Source organism: Sphingobacterium detergens, assembly GCF_003610355.1.
GTDB lineage: Bacteria > Bacteroidota > Bacteroidia > Sphingobacteriales > Sphingobacteriaceae > Sphingobacterium > Sphingobacterium detergens.
In genome coordinates this window covers 577,646-590,412 of the sequence record NZ_RAPY01000001.1, presented here as the reverse complement: position 1 = coordinate 590,412, position 12,767 = coordinate 577,646, and the positions used below count along the sequence as shown (strand labels likewise).

Genomic DNA, 12,767 nt, shown 5'->3' with positions numbered 1-12,767 from the left:
AAAATTACCCAGAATGAAAATTAAAATTATAGTTTTCTCCCTTTTATTTGTCCTCTTACATGGTAAGAGCATTAGCCAACAAAAGAACACTCCATTGAAAATAGGTTTAATTGCAGACCCACAATATGCTGATCAGGACACCAAAGGAAGTCGATTTTACCGCAATTCACTTTCCAAATTAGATTCAGCAACGACAGCAATAAATGCAGCTGGCGTGGATTTTACGGTGATGGTAGGAGATTTAGTCGATGTAGGTGCAAAAGATTTGACTCCAGCCTTGCAGCATCTGGACAAACTCAAGGCACCAGTTTACAATTTACTGGGCAACCATGATTATGTCGATGTGAAAAACGGTGCCACACTCTACAAGGCCTATCGCATGTCCGCCCCCTACTATACCGTAGAAAAAGGTCATTGGTTATTTATTCTCCTCAACACCAATGAACTCAGCGAATACGCAACATCAGAGGCTTCAGCTAAGCGCGCTGCTTGGCAAGCATTAAATAACCAGCTAAAATTCGAGGCACGGAAAAATACACAGCCATGGAATGGTGGCATCAGCAGACAACAACTTGCATGGATGGAAAAACAGCTAAAAAAAGCAGAAAAAGAGGCTAAGAATGTGATCATCTTTTCTCATCATCCCTTATTTCCAGAAAACGGACTTGAAACACTCAACAATAGGGATATATTGGCAGCAATCGAAAAATATCCTCGTGTGAAAGCTGTTATCTCAGGGCATCATCATCCCGGTAACTTCGCTAACTATAAAGGGATTCCCATGATTACACTTGAGGGGATGATCGAAACCAGCAATGAAAATGCTTATGGGGTTTTGGAACTATTCCCCAACCGAATAAACCTGAAAGGTCAGGGTCGTATGACCTCCAGAAAATTTGATTTTTAATAGCAGAACCTGCGTTTGGCTACTGTTCGATCTCAGGTTCTGCATTCCAAAAAACGATACATTTCTCCTTTGAAGACTTAACTTGTTACCTAAGCGTTAGCGTACTGTTAAATTAGATTCGATTCAAATTGCAATTAGATGCCTGTAAAGCGGTTGAAAGCAAAGTTTTAAAATTATCTTTAAAGTGCTAAATATAACGAGCAACGGATATGGAAAAAATAAGGACTTTTCAGCAATATGAGCTAAATAAAATCAGGAAAAATGTCAAAGATAGCGGACTGCAATTCGAAAAGTTTGGTAGATCTTCAAATATAATGGATTATTCCGATAGAGAAATCAACGAGATGATCCTAGGTATCTATAAAGATAGTAAACATCTATTGGTCGATGGAGATTATTTTATTGATGTCTCAACGGTTCAGAAGGCAACCTGCATTTTAACCGATATATCCTATTCCCGGAGAATCAAGCTGGATAAAAGCTCCCCGATCAAATTGAAAAATATAAGAAATTTTTATATTCAGGATTATTTCCTGGAAACAAGTGAAGAGTTTTCAAATTCCTCTAAACACAAAATAACTGGCTACCTAAAAAAAATAGGCGGTATCAGTCTTGGCAAAGGAAAATATAGTCATGCTTACTCTATTCCAAACGATTTCAAAACCTTCTATAAAGGCATTCCGATAGACCTTTTTTACCCAATCCAACATTATATCAATGGATTATTTTTTGGAGATGATTACCATGTGTCAACTTTCGAAGTAATCAGTAACTTAACTATTATAGACGAATAGCCCCCCAATTTCTCATAAAGAGCCTGTCTATCTCAATCTTCAGTAATGAGTTTAGTAGCTCCTATTATTTTCTCTCTAAGGTCAACCGTCCCTTACTTTTTCGTAAATTCAATGCATAGAAATATTATGCGCGCTATGAGAAAAGTAATTGCAGCGATTAATATGAGCCTAGACGGCTTTTGTGATCATACTTTAATGCTTCCAGATGATGAAATTCATCAGCATTATACAGACTTATTGCGTGAGTCTGATACAATATTATATGGTAGAATAACTTATCAGCTTATGGAATATTGGCGGGCCTTCTTGACAACCTCCAGTGGTAATAAATCCTCAGACGAATTTGCGCATGTCATGAACACGATACCAAAAGTCGTCTTTTCGCAAACACTAAAAAATCTGGATTGGGACAGTGCAAGGCTGGCAAACCGAACTATCGTTGACGAACTTCAGGCACTTAAACAGTTACCGGGCAAAGATATTTTGATAGGTAGTCCTAGTCTAATTGTCGCATTAACAAACAGCGACCTTATAGACGAGTATCAAATTTGTATTCATCCCGTTATTGCTGGAAATGGCTTACCATTGTTCAACAACATAAACAGAAAAATACAGCTGACATACCTAAAGACAAAAACCTTTGCTGGCGGTGCTACAATTCTATATTACAAACCCGCTCACCAATAAACAACCGTATACAGCTCCTCTCGTAAACGATTCCCATTGGTTTCTGTATACTATTTAAAGATGTCCATACTTTCATCATAAATAGGACTCTGTATATTTAAGAAGTTCAGAACACTGTGAAATACATGGTTCTGGGTCAATATTTTATTGGGTTTTAGCTCTTTCGCTGGATCAGAAACCCAAACGATAAAAGGAATATCATATTGCTCTTTAGGTGCGATACTCATTGGTAGTCCATGCATATATAAATTGTTTTCACCTAAAGATTCACCATGATCAGATACAAAAAGCATCGCACTTTGGTATTGCTTCAATTCTTTTAAATCTTCTATCAAGCGGTTTAAAATATAATCTGTATACACAATTGTATTGTCATAAGCGTTGACAAGTTCCTCCTTAGAACATTTCCCCAGCTCTACACTATTACAAACAGGCTTAAACATTTCAAATTGCGCCGGATATTTTTTGCTATAAGTCGGTCCATGGCTAGTACTTGTGTGTAACACAATAAATATTTTATCCTTTTTACTGGCTAGTATCTGCTCTTTTAATCCCGCCAGAAGAGCCTCATCATAGCTACAGCCCTCCCCTTGGCAATTCGATGTTAGCTGTTCTGTTTTTTTGTAATCCTTGATGTGGACCGGAGGTTCGCCCCAGTTGGAAGTTCTCCAGACAACATCAACATCATTCCTGAACAGATAATTTGGTAATATTTCATATAAATCCCCGCTATTTTTATGTTCCAAAATACATTTCACACCCGCGGTTGTATAAGTGGAACAGGAGGTCGCTTCAAAATGATGTAGATTCGGGATCTTGGATAGTAAGGGATTTGTATTTTTCTTATAACCGTATAACGAAAAATTCTGACTTCTTGCAGATTCACCTATTACCAAAACAACAACGGCCTTTTTGTTATCCATTATTTTGGCATCAGGAAGTAAGATTTCCTTTTTATTTTCCTGCTGCTGATGAATATAAAAACGTGTGAAGTTTACCGTATAAGACCAAGGCATCGCTAGCCCGCCTAAAGTCTTTGAATTTTTATCGATCCATAACCAATTACTCGCATTCGCAAAAATCAGTATGATTATAAACAATAGGCTGAGCGCAGAAGTAATAAGAAAACGCTTTAATTTCACATTCTCTATTTTCACTTTCGCAATATATATACTAGGCAGGATACCCAATAAAACGACATATAAAATTAGTTTAATCGAGAAAAAACTACTCGACTCCGCGTAATTGGTATTGAGGATATTCCCCACCATCGTTTCATCTATGATGACACTATAGGTATTGATAAAGTAAACCGCGATAGAACTGCCGATGAAAAAGAAGATCAGCAAGATTTTGCCAACTAGACGTGATAGAAAAAATATTAAATAGAGTACAAAGGCGTTTAAGACCAACATTAAGATCACTAAGCTTAGGACCAGAACAATGCCATTCAGGCTTTTATAATCAATATTTTTAAAAACAAAGGAAAAGAAAGGGAGATGGAAAAATAAAAAATTAAGAACACTCATCAATAACACGAATTGAGTTATCTTTAGATTATTTTTTAGCTTAAACATTGTAGTTTTATAAAGTGAAATAACTATGCCAGCCAACGAAAAAGCAAGAAAAACATCCAATTTCCGTCAACTATTCTGCTGATTAATATCGTGCCGAAAATAAGAAATAATAAAATAAAAAACGGATAATTTTTCCTGCTATTAATCTATTTCAAGTTTCATGATTCACAGAAAAACAAAGAGCCCCAACCTATTCCTTGGATTACGGAATAAGCTAGGGCGCTCTTTGTTTTATTTTTATAAACTAAAACTGTTCAAAAAATTTTCAAGTTCTTCTATCGGAACCTGGTTTGCCGAAGCAACAACAGCATAACGATTGCCCTCTAAGTATTGTATACTCGTCAAGCCATCATTTTCGAACATACTCCAGTCAAATGAGACTAACCAGCCCTTATAATTTTTAACTGCTGACTTGTCTTCCGGTGTATAAATGTCTTTCAGTTCTAAATAATTCAATAAATTAGCTTTCACCTGCTCCGATCCAGGTCCCGCACCATCTGTTATCATGAGATAAATATTCCCCCCATCCTTTGCATAGTTGGCCGAGGCAAAGGAGCCCGTTTCTTGGTCTTCAAATGCCTGAGCTTCGGTCAGTTTAAAACCGTTGATCTCTTTTTTAAACTTTGCTTCGAAATCGGCCTTAGGAATAGGTTTAAGCTTCTTCAATTCCTTCACCAGATTCTCGACTTTTGTCGAATCAGAATTAACCCGCACGTTTCCAAAAGAATGAACAGCTTGTTGATTGCCAGAAGCAGTATTATGACGCGCCATAAGCGCTAATCCGACACTTAATGTTGCCATCCCTAAATAAAAAGATTTCATATTGATATAAATATTTTAAATGTCAGACCGAACAAAAAACGCACCAATTCATGCCTTGTAAATAGTCTTTGGCAATTATTTGAACAACATTTTATACAATCCAATTAGTATAAATAACTTATGAATCTCAACTCTTGTCCGAGCGAATTCCTTTTTTAATTCGGACCAACTTATCTTATCTTATCTTATCTTATCTTATCTTATCTTATCTTATCTTATCTTATCTTATCTTATCGCATGACTGAAATTTTAGAATTATCGTCACAGGATACTTTGACAATAGCATTTTCCGCAGTGATGCTTATAGAGATTTTACAACTATATTGATTATTAAGAAATAATAAGGGAGTAAAATGCGTATTTTTTGAAAGCTACCGTCTAGCCTAAATAGATTTTAAATATTTCGCACAAAATCAATAAAACCAATCGGTTGTAGATTTAAAACTACAGTTTCAACGAGCAGGATTGAGGTTACTATAATGGGCATGACTTTTGCGAAATTAAATTTATAAGTAATAAATAAAAAAAATCATGAGAAGAACCCCTTATACTACAACAGTCATCGTTTTATTGATACTATGTGTGATCGTATTGATGACAACTTGCGCTAGAATTGTATAAATGTTAGTGCAAATTCGGATCAGGCAAACAATTCAATAAAAGACCAGGCGCATACAGTCCTAGTCCTTTACTACTTAATGTCTGAAAATAGCTAGCAGCCTATACTTACACCATTCGAGATTACGGCATTTTTCTTTACAACAACGATGCCATCGCAGATTGCATGTGTCTGAAAATCGCCATCCTCCAGATGTGGTCCTCCTTTTATTCTGACATCATTTCCTATCCTGCAATTTTTATCCAAAATAGCATTTTCAATATAACAACGCTCCCCCACACCAACAGGTGGCGGTTTTTGGGTATTCCCCAATTCAATGACTTCCTCAAGTTGTTCGTAATGATCTGATCCCATCATGTAGGTTGATTTAATTACTGTCCCCTCACCAATACGGGAACGTATACCGATCACAGAACGTTCGAGCTTATCTGCATTGAGGATACAGCCATCAGCAATAACCGTATTATTGAGTGTTGTTCCCGAAACCTTAGACGGAGGTAACATACGCGCTCTCGTAAATACAGTTTCATCGAACAAATTAAAATCAGGAACATCTGCAGTCAATCCAATATTGGCATCGAAAAATGATTTTATCGTTCCAATATCTGTCCAATAGCCATCGAACTGGTAACTCAGTACTTTGTACTTGTTGATCGCATCTGGTAGTATTTCCTTCCCAAAGTCCATACCTGGATTGGCAAGCAGTAAATTGAGCAAAACACCTTTTGAAAAAACATAAATCCCCATCGATGCCAGATAATTCCGCCCACATTTGGCCATCTCACTGGAGACTTCTGAAGACCAATTCAAGACCTCCTCTTTATTGGGTTTTTCGGTGAACGCTGTAATTACATTTGCCTCATTGGCTTTGAGAATGCCAAACCCAGTCGCATCGGCTACATTGACAGGAATGGTTGCAATTGTGATGTGCCCGCCGTTCTGCACATGAAAGTCTACCAAAGCAGAATAGTCCATTTGATAGAGCTGGTCGCCCGATAAAACCAATACATAATCGTAGTCAACATTCAATAGGTGCTTATGTGTACGTCTCACGGCATCAGCTGTTCCCTGAAACCATCGATCTCCCTCGTTCGTTTGTTCAGCAGCCAAAATGTCAACAAAACCTTTACTGAAAATGCTGAAATTATAAGCGTTTTTGATGTGCGTATTCAAAGAAGCTGAATTGAACTGTGTTAAAACGAATATCTTATTATATCCAGAATTTAAACAATTCGAAATAGGAATATCGACCAATCGATATTTCCCAGCAATAGGAACAGCCGGCTTAGAGCGCTGTTGTGTCAATGGATAAAGTCGAGACCCTCTACCCCCTCCCAAAATAAGGGAAACTACTTTGTGTGCCATACCTCAAATTAAATAATTGGTTTATAAATCTAATTAACTATCGAACGCATCCATCCCTGGATCTATATGACAATCCGCTTGTTCATTTTTACCTATAGTATGTCAAGCAATGGATATTCTTCTTTTGTTTAATTTGATGCAATTGGTTAATACTAATAGCACTAGCTTACCATCTTTTTTAGACCAAGCTACGCTAACTAAATATAATAAAATTAATCTTCGAAACAAAAAAATATTGCCCAACCTGATCTATTTATATCGTTAAAAATAGATATGAAAAATAAGCCTGACATCCGAACGGTATCATCCTGGCGCCATCCAAAGATTATGAAATAGATTTTTTCAACGTGATGACGGTAATCTCCGGCCATATACCTATCCTACCCTTGAGTCCATGATAGCCAAAGCCACGGTTGACATACAAGTATTTCCCTTTTTTTTGATATAATCCAGCCCACTGTTCATAGAAATATTGTATCGGGCTCCATTTAAATCCGAACAGCTCTATACCAAATTGCATCCCGTGCGTATGCCCGGCCAATGTAAGATGTACATGTTTTTCATGATCTAAAGTGACATGATCCCAATGAGAAGGATCGTGCGACATCAATATGTTAAAAGAGTCCGTCGCCAGATCCGACGTCGCTTTGCTCAGGTCTCCATATTGATGAAAACCACCCTTTCCCCAGTTTTCCACCCCGATCAATGCGATGCTAGCCCCATTCTTTTGAATGGCAATAGATTCATTCATCAACAGCTTAAATCCCATTTCCCGATGAATCTCCTTCAACCTAATAAGATTAGATGCCTTTAATTCAGCACTATCCCAGTGCGTATAATCTCCATAATCGTGATTTCCGAGTACAGAAAATTTACCAAACGGGGCCTTTAGCGAAGTGAAATCTGAAATCCAGGATTCCATCTCAGCCGCTTTGTTATTGACAAGGTCTCCGGTAAACAGCAGAAGATCACTATCCTGCGCATTCGCCAGTGCGATACCCTTTCGGACTCCATAAACATCAGATAAGCTTCCGGAATGAATATCCGAAATCTGTGTAATCTTAAATCCATCAAATGCATCTGGCAGATCCGGAAAGCTTAGGACTTCCTCCCTTACCCGATATAAATGCCGCCCTCTGGTGAGGCCAAAAACAATAATTAAAACAATCAGTAAAGCCAGTGCAAGCACAAATTCACTTATATAAATACTTCGTGGGGGAAATCCCTGTAATAGCCGTACCAAATCCTCAGCCAATAAGATTGGAAAGGCCGGCAATTTTGGGATAAATACAATTAAAAAAGAAGTGACCAGACCTGCCGCCAGTCGCTGAATATCTTTACCCTGTTGCCGGAGAAAAATCAGGGTAAACACCCCAATAAGCAACAATACATCTAAATACCAATAAATCTTATGTAAAAATGGAGTATGGATAATGGTCGTAAATGCTTGAAAGAAATAAGCATCAGCAATCACAAACAACATTAATATGAGCAATAATCTCTTCGCCATGTTTCGAATCGTTTAAATCTAAACAGGCGAATGATATGCCAAAAAATGGTGATGACCAATTGGACGATCCTTTAAATAGAATATTGATACCTGTATGACAATATCAGTGTTAATCGGCTGATTTCCTTTGTTATAATTGACAGATTGGCATAGTGCGCCATCAATCCTTTCGTCAAACTTCGACCGGTTTTTTTTCGTTCTCTCCATAAGCCCAGGAGAGGATTGTTCTGACCGCATTGCGGATTCTGTCTAAACCATCCGCGTTAAGCTCAATTTCACAAAAAGTACTTTCCGTATTTATTGAGTGTAACACCAAGTAATAGATCCCCGCAGTCAAAATACTACTTATAGCCCGCAAATCAACATCTTTACCTTCCATTTCCTTATCGGCAAAGGCAAAAAACAAAGCACTCATCTTCTCCCGCTCCCTCGTGATTTGCGACATAATCTCAGACTTTTCACTGATCTGCCAAAGAACTGCTTTTTGCATTTCGGTATTCTCCAGAAAGCTATCCATTTGATTCAGTAACAACGATTCAAGAAAGCCCTTTGACCCCTCGGTTGGAGCAGTACCAAAATATTCAACAGCACCCAGCGTAGCAGACACCCAGTAGTCCTTACTCCTGATGTATGTTTCAACTAAATTGTCAACGGAGCCAAAATAAAGTGAAATGAGCTTCCTGTCAACACCTGCCGTTTTAGAAATATTGGCAATTGTTAAGCCCGTATACCCTTTATCGCGAAGAACCTTACCAACAGACAAAACAAGTTTGTTCATGGTGCGTTCTTTATCATTCTTTTCTCCCTTATAAGTTTTACGCATGTGTTATTAATATGCTATTGATCTGAATGCCTAAAATTAATGATTCAGATCAATATAATAAATAATTAAATATTATAAGATTAATTTATCTTGATTTTTTCAAACTTACAACCTTACTGATATCTTCCAATGTATTTAATACCTTATCCAAATGTTCCTTTGTATGTGTGGCCATCAAGCTTGTACGAATACGAGCATCTTTTTTTGCCACTCCGGGATAGACGATGCAATTTGCATAAACACCGTTTTGCAATAACATGCGCGAGATCTGAGCGGTTCGAATTGGATCACCGATCTTTATCGGAATAATTGGGGATGAGGATGTGCCAATATCAACACCAAGAGATAGCAATCCCGCCTTAAAATAAGTCACATTGTCACTGAGCCTTGTTCGCCAATAAGGCTCTTCATCAATTAAATCAATGGCTTTCAATAAACCGAAACTTGCGGGGGTCGATGTGGAGGAAAATACCTGCTGCCTCGACTGATAACGAAGGTAATTAATGATTTCTGGCGATGAAACTATAAAACCTCCAATATGACCAAACGCTTTACTCAAAGTGCCGGCTATAATATCTACTTTATCCAAAAGATTATAAGCTTCAATGGCCCCCCTACCATTCTCGCCCATTACACCTATTCCATGTGCATCATCCACCATTAAATAGGCACCATACTTCCTGGTTAATGTATAAATTTCATCCATTGTCGCTAAATCTCCATTTTGGGAATATACTCCATCAATGATAACCAACTTGGTTCTGAACTTATTTTCGGCGTCTGCCAATGCCCTTTCAAGATGAATCATACTGTTATGTGGAAATCGTTTCACATTGGTATTTAATAAGCCCTCATAAACACTTGCATGTACTTCCATATCGACAATGGCACAGTCCTCCTGTTTCAACAAACTTAATAAAGTAGAACTGTTTGCGGTATATCCGGTGGTAAAAACGATACTCGATCCCTCTGGTCGGTTGAAAAATTTACAGATCTTCTCCTCCAACGCAACATGATATTCATGGTGCCCCCCTATTAACGGTGAAGCTCCAGCCCCTGTACCATATTTCTCTATTCCAGCTATGGCCGCTGCTTTTACTTTTGGGTGTTGGGAAAAATTAAGGTAATCGTTTGACACAAGACTTATGCATTCTGTTGGTTGCTCTAAAAATGGTGAACTTACAATAGCAGTCGGCCCGCATCCCTGTGTTATAAATCTAAAGTTAAGATGCTGATTTTCTTTCATGTAATTGATATAGGAATGGAAATACTTGGCAGTATCCATCATATCAAAACCAGCAATATTCTCAAATTCTTTGAAACTTGCTGTCGCAAAATCAATGTGTTCGTTAATTTCCATAGATATTCTTTTAGGTATTCATAATAATACCATAAATATAAAGTAAAAAACAGATCACTCATCTGGTCAGCGAAGCATTTGCAGGAAATTTTTGATGAAATATTTAGGGCGCGCCAAAAAGACCGCCTATAAAAGCTGGCTTACCACGTAAGTTACAACATGGGGACCGCTGAAACACTCCACGAGGATATAAAACTTAGTTCATAGCATGAACCTTAAAACAGCTATGGAAAACAACAGTGGTAGCCCCTACAGCTACCACTGTTAAATTATACACCTACCTACAGTATACATATCATAATTACATTTCTATATGGAAATATGCCCATATAAAACTTTACTCGGATCAAGCATTAAAGCTGAACAAGTAAGAAAGTCTCAATGACATACAAATATAAACAAATAAAATTTCCCTTGTATGTTAAAATTAAAAAAAATAATAAAAACACATATTATGATCCTTCTGAGCCAATTTTTATACAAAAAAAATTAACAGGTTTGACCTTTGTAACTATAGCTACTATTTTTTTTCATTCCTATAAGAAAATAACACAACGAGCATATACTCGAACAATAAATTTTCTCAAAACAAGGAATATTATAAATTATTGTTATAAATTTGAACAGCAAAAGGAGTTAAAATAACCAATTGTTACTTTATGCTATATTAGCTCAGGAATAAGCAAATGGAATAATCATAGATGTCCTATACGACACTAAAAGAAAAATGGCTAATAATCTGTTGATTAATAGCCACTTATGATAGGTATACTGTAGGGTGCTGCTTAATAATTTCTGTAAAGCTAAGAAAAATACTGCAAAACATTTCTTTTTCGTAAAAAAAAATGTTTAAAACACAGATGAAATTAGTAATAATACAGATAATAATTTCTTTAAAACCTTTTGACAAATCCATAGGAATACCTATTTTTCTGCGGTCTTATTCTTGAATTACTATGACAATACAAAAAAACTTATGAAAGTCCATTCCACAAACTACATTGATACATTTATTGAAGTGGCTGAAGATACACAGGTTTCCGAAGGAACCGCTCCTCCCATCAGAAATAAAAAGACAATAGCCGAAATGCAATATGAGTTAATCACACAATTTCCATATAGATATACTTCCGATGAATTGCTTTTTCAGATCTATGCAGACCGTAATGCGCTTAATGACGTAGATTATAAAGAGGCCAGGAATATATTCTTTTCCAAGGGACAAGCCTGTCTACGTGCATCCCCGCTGACAAAAACCTATGGCTTTGGTATCCATAGTAATCACGAGGGCAAAATAGCAAGCTATGGGATGGAAACTAAAGAGTACCGCAATTTTATCAATGACTCAACCATAAAGAAAGTGAAGGCGATGAAATCAAACAAATAGCGGATCAACCCCACAAAGTGAACCTACATCTTAATTGTTGTCACATCATTTAGTCTTCCTATTGATTTCAGCAGATGATCAATATTTTATTGGGCAATCTTTGCTTTATCTTTCGAAGTAAATGCTTTTATAATGACTGGTGCCGTTGCAATCAAAACGATTACGATAATAACAAGCTCCAGATTCTCCTTCACCCATACGTTTTCACCTAACAAATAACCAAGGGTAACCAAGCTCCCCGCCCAGACAACTGCACCAATCACATTGTACAATACAAATTTTCTGAACTCCATCCCAACAATACCAGCAACAATTGGTGCAAAAGTCCGAACAATAGGAAGAAACCTTGCAAGCACAATAGCACCTCCGCCCCTTTTTTCGTAAAACTCCTGTGCTTTGAAGATATAGCTCTTTTTGAAAAACCAACTGTCCTCCATGCTCATGATTCTTTTCCCAAAGACCTTCCCACACCAATATCCAACAAAATTACCCAGAATTGCAGCCAACGATACAAGCACGATCCAATAGAGTAAGGTAGGCACCTGCTCGGAAGGCGAAATACTCATGTTGGAAACAATCATTCCTGCAATGAATAGAATAGGATCTCCGGGAAGGAAAAAGCCAATCAGTATACCTGTCTCAGCAAAAATAATAAACAACAGCAGATATAAACCTCCATGAGACACAATCCAGTCTGGATTTGTGAGGTTATTTAGAAATTCAAAAAAAACATCCATCAAATAAGTCGAATAATATCTAAAACAAAAATAATCGGCCGCTCTTCCACCGACGACCTGACGCGCTTATTCTACCAGCTGTATCAAAATAAGATACAATTGAAAAAATAAATTTTTAAAGCATCCAGCCCTCAGTTAAACCTGCTTACAGCCCGAATATCTTATAGCCATGTGATCTC

At 37.2% G+C, this 12,767-nt stretch carries 11 protein-coding genes; 4 read left to right on the top strand and 7 right to left on the bottom strand.

Going from position 1 to position 12,767, the window contains the following annotated elements:
• Positions 1–13 precede the first annotated feature (13 nt).
• The 3 genes from DFQ12_RS02540 to DFQ12_RS02530 all read left to right on the top strand — a co-directional run bounded on the left by DFQ12_RS02540 (position 14) and on the right by DFQ12_RS02530 (position 2,388).
• Entirely contained in the window at positions 14–907 is an 894-nt protein-coding gene (locus tag DFQ12_RS02540) for a metallophosphoesterase (protein ID WP_120257459.1), read from the top strand.
• Between the two features lie 209 nt (positions 908–1,116).
• Positions 1,117–1,701 carry a hypothetical protein gene (locus DFQ12_RS02535; RefSeq protein ID WP_120257458.1) on the top strand — a complete coding sequence of 195 codons (585 nt, stop codon included), beginning with the start codon at positions 1,117–1,119 and terminating at the stop codon, positions 1,699–1,701.
• A gap of 135 nt (positions 1,702–1,836) precedes the next feature.
• On the top strand, positions 1,837–2,388 hold the full coding sequence (locus DFQ12_RS02530; protein ID WP_120259186.1) for a dihydrofolate reductase family protein: 552 nt from the start codon (positions 1,837–1,839) through the stop codon (positions 2,386–2,388).
• A gap of 50 nt (positions 2,389–2,438) precedes the next feature.
• Here DFQ12_RS02530 and eptA read toward each other — a convergent pair whose 3' ends face one another.
• From eptA to DFQ12_RS02500, 6 genes are all read right to left on the bottom strand, one after another.
• Complete coding sequence (eptA, locus tag DFQ12_RS02525; protein WP_120257457.1) at positions 2,439–3,965, bottom strand: phosphoethanolamine--lipid A transferase EptA; 1,527 nt, start codon at positions 3,963–3,965, stop codon at positions 2,439–2,441.
• Between the two features lie 237 nt (positions 3,966–4,202).
• Positions 4,203–4,787 carry a hypothetical protein gene (locus tag DFQ12_RS02520; RefSeq protein WP_120257456.1) on the bottom strand — a complete coding sequence of 195 codons (585 nt, stop codon included), beginning with the start codon at positions 4,785–4,787 and terminating at the stop codon, positions 4,203–4,205.
• 712 nt (positions 4,788–5,499) lie between these two features.
• The gene (locus DFQ12_RS02515) at positions 5,500–6,771 is read right to left on the bottom strand and encodes a glucose-1-phosphate adenylyltransferase (protein WP_120257455.1); all 1,272 of its coding nucleotides are present in this window, start codon (positions 6,769–6,771) and stop codon (positions 5,500–5,502) included.
• A 325-nt stretch (positions 6,772–7,096) separates the two neighbouring features.
• Positions 7,097–8,281 (bottom strand): metallophosphoesterase, encoded by a 1,185-nt coding sequence (locus DFQ12_RS02510; protein WP_120257454.1) that lies wholly within the window; start codon positions 8,279–8,281, stop codon positions 7,097–7,099.
• 172 nt (positions 8,282–8,453) lie between these two features.
• Positions 8,454–9,104: a TetR/AcrR family transcriptional regulator gene (locus DFQ12_RS02505; protein ID WP_120257453.1), complete on the bottom strand. Its 651-nt coding sequence runs from the start codon at positions 9,102–9,104 to the stop codon at positions 8,454–8,456.
• Positions 9,105–9,189: 85 nt separating this feature from the next.
• Positions 9,190–10,464: an aminotransferase class I/II-fold pyridoxal phosphate-dependent enzyme gene (locus DFQ12_RS02500; RefSeq protein WP_120257452.1), complete on the bottom strand. Its 1,275-nt coding sequence runs from the start codon at positions 10,462–10,464 to the stop codon at positions 9,190–9,192.
• A gap of 976 nt (positions 10,465–11,440) precedes the next feature.
• On the opposite strand from DFQ12_RS02500, the gene DFQ12_RS02490 reads away from it, so the two are divergent.
• Positions 11,441–11,851, top strand: coding sequence for a DUF6157 family protein (locus DFQ12_RS02490; RefSeq protein WP_120257450.1), 411 nt, complete (start codon positions 11,441–11,443; stop codon positions 11,849–11,851).
• Positions 11,852–11,937: 86 nt separating this feature from the next.
• On the opposite strand, the gene DFQ12_RS02485 is transcribed toward DFQ12_RS02490, so the two are convergent.
• Complete coding sequence (locus DFQ12_RS02485) at positions 11,938–12,588, bottom strand: DedA family protein (protein ID WP_120257449.1); 651 nt, start codon at positions 12,586–12,588, stop codon at positions 11,938–11,940.
• Positions 12,589–12,767: the final 179 nt, after the last annotated feature.